We start from the raw sequence: 16,088 nt of genomic DNA on the forward strand, positions 1-16,088 counted from the left end.
CCCGGCCGGCTCAGCGCCCGAGCAGCTGCCGACGGGAGCTGATGACACCCGTGTCGAACCCCGCCAGGTGCAGTCCGCCGTGGAACCGAGCGTGCTCGATCTTGATGCAGCGATCCATCACCACGGAGAGTCCCGCATCCTCGGCGAGAGCAGCCGCCCCCTCGTTCCAGGAGCCGAGCTGCAGCCACAGCGTCTGCGCGCCGACGTCGATCGCCTCCTGCGCGACACCCGGCAGATCCTCGTGCCGACGGAACACGTCGACGATGTCGGGGACGACGGGGAGGTCGGCGAGCGATGCGTAGACGGGTTGGCCGAGGATCGACGATTCGCGCGGATTGACGAGGTACACGTCGTACGCGGTGCTCGAGAGCAGGTAGGTTGCGACGAAGTACGACGCGCGGGCCGGGTTGTTCGATGCGCCGACGATCGCGACGGACTTCGCGCGTCGCAGGATGCCGAAGCGCTGCTGCTGGTTCGGGCCCTGCCATGTGCGCTCAGGATGCAGCGAGGCGGCGGCGGGCAGCGCGCACGCCACGGCATCCTGAGGCGTGGGCACGGCGCAGGCGTCCCCCGCCGCGATGTCGGTGCCGCTCATCGGTTCGCTCCCGTCGCCGTGCTGAGTGCCTGGTCGAGGTCCCAGATGATGTCGTCCGCGTCTTCGAGGCCCACCGAGATGCGGATGAGGTCCGAACGGACGCCGGCTGCCGCGAGCTGAGACTCCGTCAGCTGCCGATGCGTGGTGGATGCCGGGTGGATGACGAGCGTGCGCGCGTCACCGATGTTGGCCAGGTGCGATGCCAGCTGGAGGTTCTCGATCAGGGTCTCCCCCGCCGCGCGACCGTCGTCGGCCTTGACCCCGAAGGCGAAGACCGACCCCGGTCCGAGCGGCAGATACTTGGCGGCCCGCTCATGGTGCGGATGCCCCTCGAGCCCCGCCCAGGTCACGTATTCCACGCGAGGGTCGGACGCCAGCCAGTCCGCGACGATGCGCGCGTTGGCGAGATGGGCGTCGATGCGCTGCGGAAGCGTCTCGACGCCCTGCAGGAGGTTGAAGGCGGACTGCGGACTCAACGCGGGCCCGATGTCACGCAGCTGCTCGGTGCGGAGCTTGGTGAGGAACCCGTACTCGCCGAAGTTGTCCCACCACTTGATCCCGCCGTAGGACTCGACAGGCTCGGTCATCTGCGGGAACCGCCCGTTGCCCCAGTCGAACGTGCCCTTCTCGATCACGACTCCCCCGAGGGTCGTCCCATGACCGCCGAGGAACTTGGTCACCGAGTGGATGACGATGTCGGCGCCGTGCTCGAGCGGACGCGCGAGGTACGGGGTGGCCAGTGTCGCGTCGACGACGAGCGGCACGCCCGCAGCGTGGGCGACCTCTGCGAGACCATCGATGTCGGCGATCTCGCCGGACGGATTGCCGATCATCTCCACGTAGACGACCTTGGTCTCGGGGCGGATCGCCGCCGCGTAGTCTGCGGGGTCGGTGGAGGGGACGAACGTGGTCTCGACGCCGAAACGGCGAAGCGTCACGTCGAGCTGGGTCACCGTGCCGCCGTAGAGCTGGGCGGAGGCCACCACATGGTCGCCGGCTCCGACGAGCGCGGCGAAGGTGATGAACTCCGCGCTCATGCCGGATGCGGTCGCGACGGCGCCGATCCCGCCCTCGAGCGAGGCCAGACGCTCCTCGAGTGCGGCGACGGTGGGGTTGCCGATGCGGGAGTAGATGTTGCCGTACTTCTGCAGCGCGAAGAGGTTGCCGGCATCCGTCGCATCCTCGAAGACGAAGGACGTCGTCTGGTAGATCGGCACGGCGCGTGCGCCGGTGGCGGCGTCAGGAGTGCCGCCGGCATGGAGCGCCCTCGTGCGAAATCCGAAGCGGTGTTCTTCCGTCATCATGTCCTCAGTTCAGCGTTCTCGAGCACGGCGGCGATGTCGTCGACGGCCCACGGGTTCTGCAGAGATGTCGTGTCCCCGAGGGGTGCGGGTGCGCGTCCTGCTCGTCGGTCCTGCTCGGCTTCCCAGAGCTGCGCGAGCAGTCGCCGCATGATCTTGCCGGAGCGGGTCTTGGGCAGGTCGGGCACCACGACGATGTGTTTCGGCTTGGCGACAGGTCCGATCGCCGTGGCGACCTGGCCCCGCAGCTCCGAGGTCGAGACCTCCGAGCGTCCGGACGCGGTGACGAAGGCGACCACCGCCTGCCCGGTGACCGCGTCGGCGACGCCTGCGGTTCCGGCCTCTCCGACCGTGTCGTGCGCCACGAGGGCCGATTCGATCTCGATGGTCGAGAGCCTGTGACCGGACACATTCACGACGTCGTCGAGTCGGCCGAGGATCCAGATGTATCCGTCGGCGTCTCGGGTGGCCCCGTCACCGGCGACGTAGTATCCGCCGTGCTCGCCGTGTCCGGCGTACGCCGCCCAGTACGCGTCGCGGTAGCGCTGCGGGTTCCCCCACACGGTGCGGGCCATCCCCGGCCATGGACGTCGCACGACGAGCGTGCCGGATCTTCCGGGCGCGACCTCATCGCCGTTCACATCGACCACCGTCGCATCGATGCCCGGCAGCGGCACGGACGCTGATCCTGGCTTGAGCGTCGTGACGCCGGGAAGCGGTGCGATCATCGCCGCCCCGGTCTCGGACTGCCACCAGGTGTCGACCACCGGGAGCTCGTCGCGCCCGAAGTTGCGGCGGAACCAGATCCACGCCTCAGGGTTGATCGCCTCCCCGACCGTTCCGAGCAGGCGCAGCGATGACAGGTCGTGCCCCTGCGGCAGCTCGGTGCCGAACCAGGTCATGAAGGTCCGGATGAGCGTGGGCGCGGTGTAGTACACGGTCACGCCGTAGCGCTCGATGATCTCGAGATGCCGCTCTCGGTTCGGAGTGTCCGGCGTCCCCTCGTAGATGACCTGCGTCAGCCCGTTCGAGAGCGGACCGTAGATCTCGTACGTGTGGGCCGTCACCCAGGCGAGGTCCGCCGTGCACCAGTGGACGTCGTCGGGCTTCGCGTCGAAATGGGCCCAGTGCGCCCAGCTCGCGTGCGTGAGGTAGCCGCCGGAGGTGTGGACGAGTCCCTTCGGCTTCCCGGTGGTGCCCGACGTGTAGATGATGAAGAGCGGATGCTCGGAATCGAACGCTTCTGCCACGTGCTCGGACGAGGCGGTGTCGACGACGTCGTGCCACCACACGTCGCGTCCCTCGGTCCAGGGGACCTCCTGGCCGGTGCGCCGGAGCACGAGCACGTGCTCGAGGTCGGGGAGATCCGCAGCCGCGATGTCGGCCGTCGACTTGACCTCGGTGGCAGTGCCGCGGCGGAACTGGCCGTCGCTCGTCACGAGCAGCTTGGCTCCGGTGTCGGCGAGTCGGAACCGCACGGCCTCGGCGGAGAACCCGCCGAACACCAGCGAGTGCACGGCTCCGATGCGAGCGCACGCGAGCGTGATCACGACCGTCTCGATCAGCACAGGAAGGTAGACGACGACGCGATCACCGGGTCGGATGCCGAGTGCTATGAGCGCGTTCGCCGCGCGCGACACCCTCTCCTGGAGGTCGGAGTACGTCACGGCGATGCGGTCGCCCGGCTCGCCCTCGAAGTGCAGGGCGACCTTGTCACCGCGGCCGGCCTCGACATGGCGGTCGACGCAGTTGTACGCGACGTTGAGGCGGCCGCCGACGAACCAGCGCGCAGCGGGAACGGCATCTGCCACGGGCGGTTCCCATTCGTGAGCCGTATGCCAGGACTCGGCCCAGTCGAGCCGCTCGGCCGCCTGCTCCCAGAAGAGGGTCGGGTCCGAGGCCGCCCGCGCATAGGCCTCTTCGGTCACGTTCGCCGTCGCGGCGAACCCTGCGGGCGCCGGATAGGTGCGGGTCTCGTGCAGCCGGGCTTCCGTCATGATCACACCCACCGTCGGAGCAGGTACTTCTCGACCAGAACGAGAAGCGCGTTCGTGATCGTCCCGAGGAGCGCGAGCAGGACGATCGAGAGCAGGATGCGGTCGACGCGTCCGTTGCTCTGAGAATCGGTGAGCAGGAACCCGAGTCCCATCGACGACGCGATGAGCTCTGCTGCGACCAGGAACAGCCACGCCTGTGCGAGCGCGAGTCGGAGGCCGGCGATCACCGACGGCACGACTGCGGGCAGTTGCACGGTGCGGAACAGCGACCAGCCGCGCAGGCTGAACGACCGCCCGGCCTCGACCAGCAGCGGATCGACATGGCGGAGCGCCGACGCGACCGTGGTGTAGACGGGGAAGAAGGCGCCGATCGCGATCAGCGTCACCTTCGACTCCTCACCGATCTGCATCCAGAGAATGAGCAGCGGCACCCAGGCCAGGGACGGGACCGCACGGACTGCCGAGAGCGTCGGGCTGAGCAGCACGTCGCCGATCCTCGAGAGCCCGACGATCCCCGCGATCGCGAGTCCGATCACTGATCCGATCGCGAAGCCGAGCAGCACGCGCTGCACCGAGATCGCGATGTGCGTCCAGAGCAGCCCCCGCTCGGCCAGCTCGACACCGGCAGCGAAGACGGATTCCGGAGACGGCAGCAGGTAGGGCGCGACGGCTCCGGTGGTCGTCACGACCTGCCACGCGATGAGGATGAGGACAGGCAGCAGGAACCCGCCGGCGATCCGCACTGCCGGACGGTCCCACGCATGCCGCGCGCCCACCTCGGGCCGCCGACGGACACCTCGAGCGGCGTCGAGCGCCTCACGCGCGTCGGCGGGGACCACCACCTGGTCGGTCACTCGCCCCCGACCGCCTTCTCGGCGAACGTCGCGTTCACGATCGAGTCGAGCGCCTTGTCGACCGAATCCTTGCCGCCCTGCACGTCACCGGAGTCGGCGAGCACGGGCGCGATCTTCTCGAGCACGGCGACCTGATCGTCACCGGGGATCCCGCTCACGTCGAGGTTCGAGCGCTCGGTGATCACGGTCTTGGCGACCTCGACGTCGATGCCGGCCACCTCGGCGAGCAGCGCCGCGGTCTCGTCCGGGTTCTCGAGAGCCCAGTCGCGCGCCTTCTCGTAGGCGTCCACCACCGCCTGGGCGAGATCGGCGTGGTTCTCGATGAAGTCCTCGGTCGCGTTCAGGAACCCGTAGGTGTTGAAGTCGACGTTGCGGTAGATGAGCTGGTCACCCGACTCCACCTCGGCCGCGGCCATGATCGGGTCGAGTCCGGCCCAGGCGTCGACCGAGCCGCCGTCGAGCGCGGCGCGCCCGTCCGCGTGCTGGAGGTTCTGCACCTCGACGTCGTCGACCGAGAGACCGGCCTCCTCGAGCGACTGCAGCAGGAAGAAGTACGGGTCAGTGCCCTTGGTCGCGGCGACCGACTTGCCCGCGAGGTCCTCGACGGAGGTGATGTCGCTGTCGGGACCGACGACGATCGCCGACCACTCGGGCTGAGAGAAGATGTCGATGACCTGAATCGGAGAGCCGTTCGCGCGAGCGAGGAGCGCGGCAGAACCTGCGGTCGAGCCCACGTCGATCGAGCCGGAGCGCAGCAACTCGTTCGCCTTGTTGGATCCGGCGGACTGCACCCACTCGACCTCGACGTCGTCGCCCAGGATCTCCTCGAGGATGCCCTGGTCGCGGATCACGAGGCTGAGAGGGTTGTACGTGGCGAAGTCGATCGACAGCGTGTCGGACGACCACTCCCCGGTCGACGCGGCGTCGTCCTTCGCGTCGGAGGCCGTGGCGTTCTCACCGGCGACGCAGCCGGTCGCGACGAGCATCATCGTCCCGGCGACGGCGATCGCGGGGATGATTCGGCGGGTGATGGTGCTCATCGGGTCTCCTCGGTGGCGGTGCTGTGGTGGGTGTCGACGCCGAGTCCTTCAAGCAGCTCGGCGCGGAGGTCAGCGAGACCGCGATCGGCGCGGTCACGGGGGCGGATACCGGGAACGGTGATCGTGCGCACGATGGAGGGCGCATCCGTCTCGGCGTCGCCGACGAGCGTGCGCAGCAGCAGCACGCGATCGGCCAGGTAGAGGGCCTCTTCGACGTCATGGGTGACGAGGAGGACGGTCGTGGGCTCGGCGGCGTGGATCTTCAGGAGGAGGTCGTGCATCCGCAGGCGGGTCAGGGCATCGAGCGCTCCGAAGGGCTCGTCGAGCAGGAGCACACCGGGGTTGCGGGCGAGCGCCCGGGCCAGAGAGGCGCGCTGTGCCATTCCACCCGACACTTCACGCGGACGCTGATCTGCGGCCTGGCCGAGACCGACCAGCTCGAGCAGCTCCCGCACACGCTCACGCCCCTCGCGTCGAGCGGTGCCGCGCGGAAGCCCGAGCTCGACGTTCTGCGCGATCGTGCGCCACGGCAGGAGCCGCGGCTCCTGGAACGCGATCGCGGTGCGCTCATCGACATCGGCGACAGCGGAGTCATCGAGCAGGATGCGGCCGCTCGTCGGCGCATCCAGTCCGCCCACCAGACGCAGGAGCGTCGACTTCCCGCATCCGGACGGCCCGACGATCGCGACGATCTCGCCGGCGGCGACGTCGACGTCGACTCCGCGGAGGACGTCCCGGCGGCCACGGGTGACGGGGAAGCTCCGCTCCACCCCGTGCAGGCGCACGGGCTGGGCGGTGCCGGCGATCGCCGGGCCGCGTGCCGTGGACGGCGCGGAGAGCAGGGAGGTCATACCCCCATGCTGTCCAACCCGCAGAAATGTGACGAATGCGGACGTAATGTTCGGTCATGCAGCCGTCGACACCTCGTCGACACGGGGCGGATACGCGGAACGGGCCGCCATCCCGAAGGATGACGGCCCGTTCCAGAAAGCGTGACGCTTACGCGTTGCCGCCCGAGAGCTTCTCGCGGAGTGCCGCGAGTGCCTCGTCATCAGCGAGCGTGCCCGCGCCTGCGGCCTCGCTCGAGAAGACCTGGCCACCGAAGTCGTCGCCAGCGGCCGCCTCGGCCTCGGCTGCCTTGGCAACCTGAGCCTTGTGGGCCTCCCAGCGAGCCTGGGCTGCAGCGTACTCCTGCTCCCATGCCTCGCGCTGGGTGTCGAAGCCTTCCTTCCACGCACCGGTCTCGGGGTCGAAGCCCTCCGGGTACTTGTACTCGCCGGCCTCGTCGTACTCGGCGAGCATGCCGTAGAGGGCCGGGTCGAACTCGGTGCCGTTGACGTCGACGGCCTCGTTCGCCTGCTTCAGCGAGAGCGAGATGCGGCGACGCTCGAGGTCGATGTCGATGACCTTGACGAAGACCTCTTCGCCGACCGACACGACCTGCTCGGCCAGCTCGACGTGCTTGCTGGAGAGCTCGGAGATGTGGACGAGGCCCTCGATGCCGTCTGCGACGCGAACGAACGCACCGAACGGAACGAGCTTGGTGACCTTACCCGGCGTGACCTGACCGATCGCGTGGGTACGGGCGAAGACCTGCCACGGGTCCTCCTGCGTCGCCTTCAGCGACAGGGAGACGCGCTCGCGGTCGAGGTCGACCTCGAGGATCTCGACGGTGACCTCCTGGCCCACCTCGACGACCTCGGAGGCGTGCTCGATGTGCTTCCAGGACAGCTCGGAGACGTGCACGAGGCCGTCCACGCCGCCCAGGTCGACGAACGCACCGAAGTTGACGATCGACGACACGACACCCTTGCGGACCTGACCCTTGTGCAGGTTGTTCAGGAACGTGGTGCGCGACTCCGACTGCGTCTGCTCGAGCAGCGCACGGCGGCTGAGCACGACGTTGTTGCGGTTCTTGTCGAGCTCGAGGATCTTGGCCTCGATCTCCTGGCCGAGGTACGGCGTGAGGTCGCGGACGCGGCGCAGCTCGATGAGCGAAGCCGGCAGGAAGCCACGGAGGCCGATGTCGACGATGAGTCCACCCTTGACGACCTCGATGACCGTACCGGTGACGACGCCGTCGTTCTCCTTGATCTTCTCGACGTCTCCCCAGGCACGCTCGTACTGAGCACGCTTCTTGGAGAGGATCAGACGGCCTTCCTTGTCCTCCTTCTGGAGAACCAGGGCCTCGACCTCGTCGCCGACCTTGACGACCTCGTTGGGGTCGACGTCGTGCTTGATCGAGAGCTCGCGCGAGGGGATGACACCCTCGGTCTTGTATCCGACATCGAGCAGGACCTCATCGCGGTCGATCTTGACGATCGTTCCTTCGATGATGTCGCCGTCGTTGAAGAACTTCAGGGTCTTCTCGACCGCGGCCAGGAAGTCCTCAGCAGATCCGATGTCGTTGATGGCGACCTGCTTGGTGGCCGGGGCGGTCGTTGCGGTAGTCATGTAGTGGGTTGTCCTTGTGAATGGAGACTCGGGCTGAAGGCTCCGGCCGCGCACGGCCGATCACGAGCTCTGCAGCGATTGATTTGGTTTCTGCCACCCGGGCATGCATAGGCACGCCACGAGTGACAGTCAAGGCTATCAGATCTCGGGGCTGCTCGAAGGATGCAATATCGCGCGATGCCCCCACGCTGACAGACTGTGGGCATGCCACGCGCCGACAAGCTCCTTCTGCTCGACACCGCCAGCCTCTACTTCCGTGCCTTCTACGGCGTTCCCGACAAGGTGACGGCTCCGGACGGCTCCCCCATCAACGCGGCGCGCGGCCTGCTCGACATCATCGCGAAGCTCATCACCCTCTACGAACCGACGCACGTGATCGCCTGCTGGGACGACGACTGGCGCCCGCAGTGGCGCGTCGACCTGATCCCGAGCTACAAGGCGCATCGTGTGGTCGAGGTCGTGGCGGCCGGGCCCGACGTCGAAGAGGTGCCCGACCCCCTCGAAGCGCAGATCCCGCTGATCCGCCAGACGCTCGGCCTCCTCGGCATCCCGATCATCGGCGTGGCCGAGCACGAGGCCGACGACGTCATCGGCACCCTCGCCACGCACGCGACCATGCCCGTCGACATCGTCACGGGCGATCGCGACCTCTTCCAGCTCGTCGACGACGCGAGGGATGTGCGCGTCGTCTACACCGCGAGGGGCATGAGCAACCTCGAGATCGTGACGGATGCCGTGGTCGTCGCCAAGTACGGCGTGCTGCCCGGCCAGTACGCCGACTTCGCCACGATGCGCGGTGATGCGTCCGACGGTCTGCCCGGCGTCGCCGGGGTCGGCGAGAAGACCGCGGCGACCCTCCTGCAGACGCACGGCGATCTCGTCGGCATCCGAGCGGCCGCCGAGGCGGGTGAGGGGATGAGCGCAGGCGTACGGGCCAAGGTCCTCGCCGCAGCGGACTATCTCGACGTCGCTCCCACCGTGGTCGCGGTGGCCACGGACCTCGACATCATCGCGCCGGCGGAACCGCTCCGCCCGCTCGATCCGGCCGAGGTCGACGAGGCGACAGCGCTCGCGGAGAAATGGAACCTCGGGTCGTCGATGGCCCGTGCGGTCGCCGCCGTCGCGACGGTCGGGGACTGAGTCAGCTCGACCAGGCGAGAAGCCGTTCGAGCCCCCACGTGGTGATGATCCGGGAGGCCGGCACGCCCGCACGCTCGGCGCGCTCGGCGCCGTGGTCGAGAAGTGACAGCTGACCCGGCGCGTGGGCGTCCGAGTCGATGGAGAAGAGGCAGCCCGCCTCCAGCGCGATCGCGATCAGCTCGTCGGGCGGATCCTGGCGCTCCGGGCGCGAGTTGATCTCGACCGCGACGCCGTTCTCGGCGCACGCCGCGAACACCGCGGCGGCGTCGAACTGCGACTCGGAACGCGTACCGCGCTCCCCCTGCACGAGCCGTCCGGTGCAATGGCCGAGCACGTTCACCCGCGGATGGGAGACGGCCGCGATCATCCGAGCCGTCATCGGCCTCGCATCCATGCGCAGTTTCGAATGCACGGATGCCACGACGATGTCGAGCTCACCGAGCAGCGAGTCCCCCTGATCGAGCGCTCCGTCTTCGAGGATGTCGACCTCGATGCCCGCGAGCAGCGTGAATCCCTCGCCCGACTCTGCCCGCACGAGGGGGATCTGTTCGCGGAGCCTCTCGGCGGAGAGCCCACGGGCCACCCGGAGGCGCGGCGAGTGGTCGGTGATCGCCTGATACTCGTGCCCGAGCGCCCGCGCGGCGGCGGCCATGACCGCGATCGACGTCGTCCCGTCCGACCAGTCCGTGTGCGCGTGGAGGTCGCCGCGCAGCGCCGAACGCAGTTCCGACACCCGCTCCGGCTCGACGTCGCCACGGAGCTCGACGAGGTAGTCCGGGACCTCACCCGCCTGCGCCTGACGGATGACACCGAAGGTCGATTCCCCGATCCCCTTCGCGGCGCGCAGGCGCGTGGGATCGGTGCGGACATCCTCAGGCAGCTGCTCGAGTGCTGCAGCCGCCTGGCGGAACGCCTTCGCGCGATATCGCGACGCCCGCTCGCGCTCGAGCAGAGAGGCGATCTCGAGAAGAGCGGCGACGGGATCCATCACATCGCCTGGGCTGTGGCCAGTTCTCGGCTGACGCCGATCCACTCGTCGAGCTTCGCGGCCGCACGACCGTCGTCCACCGCTGCGGCGGCGCGCTCGTGTCCCTCGCGCAGCCTCTCGAGGATCGGCCGCTGCACCTGGGTCGCGTCCTGCGACAGCTCGAAGGCGACGATGCCGGCCGCTGCGTTGAGGAGCACGATGTCTCGCACCGCCCCCTTCTCGCCGGCGAGCGTCCTGCGGAGCACGTCCGCATTGTGGTCGGGCGTGCCGCCGATCAGATCGGCGAGGTCGGCGATCGGGATTCCGAGGTCACGCGGATCGAGGTCGTGCTCGTGGATGTCACCGCGGGTGACCTCCCAGATGCGACTGTGGCCGGTCGTCGTGAGCTCGTCCAGACCGTCATCGCCACGGAAGACGAGCGCGGTCGCCCCGCGCGTACGGAAGACGCCGGTGATGAGGGGCACGCGTTCCAGCTGCGCCACCCCCACCGCGTTGGCCTCGGCGCGAGCGGGGTTGCAGAGCGGCCCGAGCATGTTGAAGACGGTGGGGACGCCGAGCTCCGCGCGAACGGCACCCGCGTGCTTGAAGCCGGGATGGAAGGCGCCGGCCCAGGCGAAGGTGATCCCGGTGCGGTCGAGGATCGACGACACCGCCGCGGGATCGAGGGTGAGCTCGAGACCGAGCGCGCTCAGGACGTCGGACGATCCGGAGGCCGAACTCGCCGCCCTGTTGCCGTGCTTGACGACGGGGACGCCGGTGGCGCCGATGATCACGGCCGCCGTGGTCGACACGTTCACGGTTCCGATGCGGTCGCCTCCCGTGCCGACGATGTCGAGCACGTTCGGCGATACGGGCAGGGGTACGGCGGCTTCGAGGATGGCGTCGCGGAAGCCGACGATCTCGTCGATCGTCTCTCCCTTGGCGCGCAGCGCGACGAGGAAGCCCGCGAGCTGCGCCTCCGTCACATCGCCCCGCATGATCTGACGCATCGCCCAGGTGGACTCCCAGACGCTGAGGTCGCGACGCTCCAGGAGGGTGGTGAGCACGTCGGACCAGGTCAGGGAATCAGCCATGTGTGCGATCCTATCGGCGTCGGGAAAACGTGCAGAGTCTTCGTCGAGATCGCCACCGCCCGCGGCATCCCCCGTTTCCCGCGGATTCACCGAGGATTCGCAGTGTTTTCTTAGGGTCGCCTAAGTCGCATGACAGCGAATTGGAGCCCTCCGGTGCGAGAATCACACCCGAGGATCGGCCATAATGGAAGGGTGACGACCTCAGCGACGTATGCCCCGGCGGCAAGAACGATCAAGCGCCCCAACCCGGTAGCTGTCGGCACCATTGTGTGGCTCGGCAGCGAGGTGATGTTCTTCGCGGGACTCTTCGCGATCTACTTCACGCTCCGCAGCACCTCCCCCGAGCTCTGGGCCGACCGCACCGAACTGCTTAACGTCCCGTTCGCGTTCGTGAACACGGCGATCCTGGTGCTCTCCTCCTTCACGTGCCAGATGGGCGTGTTCGCGGCCGAGGACCTGCAGCCGTACCGCCTCGCCAAGGGACAGAAGAACGGCGCAGGCCGTCGTCGCCTGTTCGGTTGGGGCATGGTCGAGTGGTTCTTCCTCACCTTCGCACTCGGAGCGATCTTCGTGTCGGGTCAGGTCTGGGAGTACGCACAGCTCGTCGCTGAAGGCATGCCGATCAGCGCTGACTCCTACGCCTCCGCGTTCTACATCACCACCGGCTTCCACGCCCTGCACGTGACCGGCGGCCTCATCGCGTTCCTGCTCGTCATCGGACGCGCATACGCCGTCAAGAATTTCCGGCACAAGGAGGCGACCTCCTCGATCGTGGTGTCCTACTACTGGCACTTCGTCGACGTCGTCTGGATCGTGCTGTTCGTCGTTATCTACTTCCTGAAATAAGAGCGGAGCTGATCCCCGAGATGGCACGAGAGAAGAAGCGCCGTTCCAACGGTCGTCGCAGTCCCCTGGCTGCTGCGGCCCTCATCGGAGCAGGCCTCATGATCACCGGCGCGGTGTATGCCGGAACGTCGGCGGCCTTCGCTGCGACGGACACCCAGACCACCGCGGCGAGCACGCTCACCGTCGAGGACGGCGAGAAGCTGTTCACGGCGAACTGCGCCACCTGCCACGGTCTCGATCTGCAGGGAACCGCGAACGGCCCGAGCCTCTACGGCGTGGGCGAACTCGCGACCGAGTTCCAGCTGTCGACCGGTCGTATGCCGCTGCAGATGCAGGGCCCGCAGGCACCGCAGAAGACGCCGCAGTTCACCGAGGACCAGATCCTGGCGATCTCGTCGTACGTGCAGTCCGAGGCCCCCGGCCCGACCTTCCCCGAGGACCGCATCCTCGACGGCGAGGGTGACGTCGCCCACGGAGCCGAGCTGTTCCGCGTCAACTGCGCGATGTGCCACAACGTGGCTGCGGCAGGTGGAGCACTCACCGAGGGCAAGTACGCCCCGGCACTGACCGAGACCAGCGCACTGCACATGTACGCGGCCATGGTCACCGGTCCCCAGAACATGCCCGTCTTCGGCGACATGAACCTGTCGGACGAGGACAAGCGCGACATCATCTCGGCTCTGCTCTTCCAGCAGCAGTCCGTGCAGATCGGCGGATTCTCGCTCGGTTCGCTCGGCCCTGTCTCCGAGGGACTGTTCGTCTGGATCTTCGGAATCGGCGCACTCGTCGCCATCACCGTGTGGATCACGGCGAAGTCCAACTGACGCTTAATCATCGAAGAGGAACGTACGAGGAGCACCATGGCACACGACGACGACTCGCAGGCTCTTGACAGGGCCTACCAGCCCTCTCCGGGGCTGGGTGTCGCAGTCAGCGATCCCGTGCAGAACCCCGGTTTGCCGCCGCATCGCGAGCGGATGACCGACAAGGACCCGCGCGCCGAGAAGGCTGCGGAGCGCACGGTCTACACCCTGTTCTACCTCTCGCTGGCAGGAAGCATCTGGGCGGTCGCCGCCTACATGCTGTTCCCCATCGAGAGCGGTGCGCTCATCGACATCCGCCAGAACAACCTCTTCATCGGTCTGGGCATCGCTCTGGCACTGCTGTCGATCGGCATCGGCGCGATCCACTGGTCCAAGGCGCTGATGAGCGACAAGGAGCACATCGAGCACCGCCACCCCACCCGTGGCAAGGACTCGACCCGTGAAGCCGTCGTCGAGGCGTTCGCGACCGCGAACGAGGAGTCCGGCTTCGGTCGCCGCACGATGATCCGCAACTCGCTGTTCGCGGCGATCGTGGCCTCGATCATCCCCGGCGTGACGCTCTTCCGCGGGCTGGCCCCGCACAGCACCCCCGACGACCCCACCGCGGGCGACCCGGTGGCGCTGCTGAAGCACACCATGTGGGAGAAGGGCCAGCGACTGGTCCGCGACCCCGACGGAACGCCCATCCGCGCGGCGGACGTGACCCTCGGCTCCGCGTTCCACGTGATCCCGGAAGACCTCGCCGACCTCAGCCACCACGACGGCTACCTCGAGGAGAAGGCCAAGGCCATCGTCCTGATGATGCGCCTTCGCCCCGAGCAGCTGACCGAGGCCGAGGACCGCAAGGACTGGTCGTACGACGGCATCGTCGCGTACTCGAAGGTCTGCACCCACGTCGGCTGCCCTGTGGCGCTGTACGAGCAGCAGACCCACCACCTCCTCTGCCCCTGCCACCAGTCGCAGTTCGACGTCACGGATCACGCCAAGGTCATCTTCGGACCTGCCGCACGTCCGCTGCCGCAGCTGCCCATCACCGTCGACGACGAGGGCTACCTCGTCGCACGCAGTGACTTCACCGAGCCCGTCGGCCCGAGCTTCTGGGAGCGCCATTGAGCACCGCAACGCTGTCCAAAGAGGACAAGGACAACAAGGCGCCTCTCGGCGGCCGATTCGTCGGCGCCGCGTCGAACTACATCGATGAGCGCACCAGCATCTCCGGTTTCGTCAAGGAGCTCGGACGCAAGATCTTCCCGGACCACTGGTCGTTCATGCTGGGCGAGATCGCGCTGTGGAGCTTCGTGGTCGTGTTCCTCTCGGGAACCTTCCTGACGTTCTTCTTCCAGGCATCCATGGTCGAGACGCACTACACCGGTGCGTACGCCCCGATGCGCGGTATCGAGATGTCGGCCGCCCTCGAGTCGTCCCTGCACATCTCGTTCGACCTCCGCGGTGGTCTCCTGGTCCGCCAGATCCACCACTGGGCCGCGCTCGTCTTCGTCGCCGGCATCGGCGTGCACATGCTGCGCGTCTTCTTCACGGGCGCGTTCCGCAAGCCCCGTGAGCTCAACTGGGTGATCGGCTTCGTGCTCTTCATCCTCGCCATGGCCGAGGGCTTCACCGGCTACTCGCTGCCTGACGACCTGCTCTCGGGCAACGGCCTGCGCATCATCGACGGCATGATCAAGGGCTTCCCGCTCGTCGGCACCTGGATCTCGTTCCTCCTCTTCGGCGGCGAGTTCCCCGGCACCGACATCGTCGGCCGCCTCTACACGCTGCACATCCTGCTGCTGCCGCTGCTGGTCATCGGTCTGATCGTGGTGCACCTGATGCTCATGATCGTCAACAAGCACACGCAGTTCGCCGGCCCCGGCCGCACGAACGACAACGTCGTGGGCTACCCGATGATGCCGGTCTACATGTCGAAGATGGGCGGCTACCTGTTCATCGTCTTCGGCACGATCGTGCTGATCGCGACGTTCTTCCAGATCAACCCGATCTGGAACTACGGCCCGTACGACCCGTCCCCCGTCTCCGCCGGTACTCAGCCTGACTGGTACATCGGATTCGCCGACGGCGCTCTGCGACTCGCTCCGTCGAACCTCGACGTCGTCTTCCTCGACCGCACCTGGTCGTTCGGAATCCTGCTGCCGGTGATCGTGCTCGGACTCTTCATCGTGCTCGTCGCGATCTACCCCTTCATCGAGGCGTGGATCACGGGCGACAAGCGCGAGCACCACATCGCTCAGCGTCCGCGCAACGCGGCGACCCGCACCGCCATCGGCGTGGCCGGCGTCATCTTCTACGCGGTGCTGTGGGCTGCCGCATCCTCCGACCTCATCGCGACGCACTTCATGCTCACGATGGAGGGTGTCATCCACACGCTCCAAGCCCTGCTGTTCGTCGGACCGGTGCTCGGATACTTCGTGGCGAAGCGCATCGCCATCGCCCTGCAGAAGAAGGACCGCGAGATCGTCCTGCACGGTTTCGAGTCGGGCCGCATCGTCCGCCTCCCCGGCGGCGAGTTCATCGAGGTGCACCAGCCGGTCGACACGTACGACCGCTGGAAGCTGATCGACGTCGACGGATACGAACCGCTGGTGGTGCGCCCGAACGCGAAGGGTCGCATCTCGTGGACCGAGAACCTGCGTTCGTCGATCTCCCGGTGGTTCTTCGAGGACCGCCTCGCCCCGCTCACGCAGGCAGAGGTCGAGGCTGCGGATGCTCACCAGCACCATGTCGAGGCGCACAACGACGAGACCGAGGCGGCGGAGATCCAGGGCGCTCACGAGCGCGCGGGTTTCCCCGACGCACCGCTCACCGTCAGCGAGACGCACGTCGACGAGACGCCGAACACCCCCAGCACGGTCATCGCGACCGAGCCGGTGAAGAAGCCTCGCAAGAAGAAGTCTGAGGACGGCGAGTAGGTTCACCGCTCCCCCACGACGAAGGCCCTGTCCGTTTCGGACAGGGCCTTCG

The 16,088-nt window shown here is 67.7% G+C and carries 14 protein-coding genes; 5 read left to right on the plus strand and 9 right to left on the minus strand.

Features of this window, described 5'->3' with window-relative positions:
* Positions 1 to 10: 10 nt before the first annotated feature.
* The 7 genes from JOF42_RS13400 to rpsA form a co-directional block, all read right to left on the minus strand.
* Positions 11 to 595, minus strand: a complete 585-nt coding sequence (locus JOF42_RS13400) for a CoA-binding protein (RefSeq protein ID WP_210098291.1) — start codon at positions 593 to 595, stop codon at positions 11 to 13.
* The gene (locus tag JOF42_RS13405; RefSeq protein ID WP_210098292.1) at positions 592 to 1,896 is read right to left on the minus strand and encodes an O-acetylhomoserine aminocarboxypropyltransferase/cysteine synthase family protein; all 1,305 of its coding nucleotides are present in this window, start codon (positions 1,894 to 1,896) and stop codon (positions 592 to 594) included. Before JOF42_RS13405 ends, JOF42_RS13400 begins: the two co-directional genes overlap by 4 nt.
* Positions 1,896 to 3,893, minus strand: a complete 1,998-nt coding sequence (acs, locus tag JOF42_RS13410; RefSeq protein WP_210098293.1) for an acetate--CoA ligase — start codon at positions 3,891 to 3,893, stop codon at positions 1,896 to 1,898. The genes JOF42_RS13405 and acs overlap by 1 nt, the downstream gene beginning before the upstream one ends.
* Before the next feature lie 2 nt (positions 3,894 to 3,895).
* Entirely contained in the window at positions 3,896 to 4,747 is an 852-nt protein-coding gene (locus JOF42_RS13415; RefSeq protein WP_210098294.1) for an ABC transporter permease, read from the minus strand.
* Positions 4,744 to 5,787 carry an aliphatic sulfonate ABC transporter substrate-binding protein gene (locus tag JOF42_RS13420; protein ID WP_210098295.1) on the minus strand — a complete coding sequence of 348 codons (1,044 nt, stop codon included), beginning with the start codon at positions 5,785 to 5,787 and terminating at the stop codon, positions 4,744 to 4,746. Before JOF42_RS13420 ends, JOF42_RS13415 begins: the two co-directional genes overlap by 4 nt.
* Positions 5,784 to 6,638, minus strand: a complete 855-nt coding sequence (locus tag JOF42_RS13425; RefSeq protein ID WP_210098296.1) for an ABC transporter ATP-binding protein — start codon at positions 6,636 to 6,638, stop codon at positions 5,784 to 5,786. The genes JOF42_RS13420 and JOF42_RS13425 overlap by 4 nt, the downstream gene beginning before the upstream one ends.
* Positions 6,639 to 6,786: 148 nt before the next feature.
* On the minus strand, positions 6,787 to 8,241 hold the full coding sequence (gene rpsA / locus JOF42_RS13430; protein ID WP_053096692.1) for a 30S ribosomal protein S1: 1,455 nt from the start codon (positions 8,239 to 8,241) through the stop codon (positions 6,787 to 6,789).
* A gap of 204 nt (positions 8,242 to 8,445) precedes the next feature.
* Here rpsA and JOF42_RS13435 point away from each other — a divergent pair, with 204 nt between their 5' ends.
* Positions 8,446 to 9,381, plus strand: coding sequence for a 5'-3' exonuclease (locus tag JOF42_RS13435; protein ID WP_210098297.1), 936 nt, complete (start codon positions 8,446 to 8,448; stop codon positions 9,379 to 9,381).
* Position 9,382: 1 nt separating this feature from the next.
* On the opposite strand, the gene JOF42_RS13440 is transcribed toward JOF42_RS13435, so the two are convergent.
* Entirely contained in the window at positions 9,383 to 10,369 is a 987-nt protein-coding gene (locus JOF42_RS13440) for a PHP domain-containing protein (RefSeq protein ID WP_210098298.1), read from the minus strand.
* Positions 10,369 to 11,442 carry an anthranilate phosphoribosyltransferase gene (gene trpD, locus JOF42_RS13445; protein ID WP_210098299.1) on the minus strand — a complete coding sequence of 358 codons (1,074 nt, stop codon included), beginning with the start codon at positions 11,440 to 11,442 and terminating at the stop codon, positions 10,369 to 10,371. Before trpD ends, JOF42_RS13440 begins: the two co-directional genes overlap by 1 nt.
* Before the next feature lie 192 nt (positions 11,443 to 11,634).
* On the opposite strand from trpD, the gene ctaE reads away from it, so the two are divergent.
* The 4 genes from ctaE to qcrB are packed head-to-tail and all read left to right on the plus strand — an operon-like array spanning position 11,635 to position 16,036.
* Positions 11,635 to 12,288, plus strand: coding sequence for an aa3-type cytochrome oxidase subunit III (ctaE, locus tag JOF42_RS13450; protein ID WP_210098300.1), 654 nt, complete (start codon positions 11,635 to 11,637; stop codon positions 12,286 to 12,288).
* A 20-nt stretch (positions 12,289 to 12,308) separates the two neighbouring features.
* On the plus strand, positions 12,309 to 13,112 hold the full coding sequence (gene qcrC / locus JOF42_RS13455) for a cytochrome bc1 complex diheme cytochrome c subunit (RefSeq protein ID WP_210098301.1): 804 nt from the start codon (positions 12,309 to 12,311) through the stop codon (positions 13,110 to 13,112).
* A 36-nt stretch (positions 13,113 to 13,148) separates the two neighbouring features.
* Positions 13,149 to 14,225: a cytochrome bc1 complex Rieske iron-sulfur subunit gene (qcrA, locus tag JOF42_RS13460; protein WP_210098302.1), complete on the plus strand. Its 1,077-nt coding sequence runs from the start codon at positions 13,149 to 13,151 to the stop codon at positions 14,223 to 14,225.
* On the plus strand, positions 14,222 to 16,036 hold the full coding sequence (gene qcrB / locus JOF42_RS13465; protein ID WP_210098303.1) for a cytochrome bc1 complex cytochrome b subunit: 1,815 nt from the start codon (positions 14,222 to 14,224) through the stop codon (positions 16,034 to 16,036). Before qcrA ends, qcrB begins: the two co-directional genes overlap by 4 nt.
* Positions 16,037 to 16,088: the final 52 nt, after the last annotated feature.

It is taken from the genome of Microbacterium phyllosphaerae, assembly GCF_017876435.1.
Taxonomy (GTDB): Bacteria; Actinomycetota; Actinomycetes; order Actinomycetales; family Microbacteriaceae; genus Microbacterium; species Microbacterium phyllosphaerae.

Coding starts and splice junctions, on each gene's coding strand:
- JOF42_RS13400 (WP_210098291.1), bottom strand. CDS start 595: ATGAGCGGCACCGACATCGCGGCGGGGGACGCCTGCGCCGTGCCCACG.
- JOF42_RS13405 (WP_210098292.1), bottom strand. CDS start 1,896: ATGACGGAAGAACACCGCTTCGGATTTCGCACGAGGGCGCTCCATGCC.
- acs (WP_210098293.1), bottom strand. CDS start 3,893: ATGACGGAAGCCCGGCTGCACGAGACCCGCACCTATCCGGCGCCCGCA.
- JOF42_RS13420 (WP_210098295.1), bottom strand. CDS start 5,787: ATGAGCACCATCACCCGCCGAATCATCCCCGCGATCGCCGTCGCCGGG.
- JOF42_RS13425 (WP_210098296.1), bottom strand. CDS start 6,638: ATGACCTCCCTGCTCTCCGCGCCGTCCACGGCACGCGGCCCGGCGATC.
- rpsA (WP_053096692.1), bottom strand. CDS start 8,241: ATGACTACCGCAACGACCGCCCCGGCCACCAAGCAGGTCGCCATCAAC.
- JOF42_RS13435 (WP_210098297.1), top strand. CDS start 8,446: ATGCCACGCGCCGACAAGCTCCTTCTGCTCGACACCGCCAGCCTCTAC.
- JOF42_RS13440 (WP_210098298.1), bottom strand. CDS start 10,369: ATGGATCCCGTCGCCGCTCTTCTCGAGATCGCCTCTCTGCTCGAGCGC.
- trpD (WP_210098299.1), bottom strand. CDS start 11,442: ATGGCTGATTCCCTGACCTGGTCCGACGTGCTCACCACCCTCCTGGAG.
- qcrC (WP_210098301.1), top strand. CDS start 12,309: ATGGCACGAGAGAAGAAGCGCCGTTCCAACGGTCGTCGCAGTCCCCTG.
- qcrA (WP_210098302.1), top strand. CDS start 13,149: ATGGCACACGACGACGACTCGCAGGCTCTTGACAGGGCCTACCAGCCC.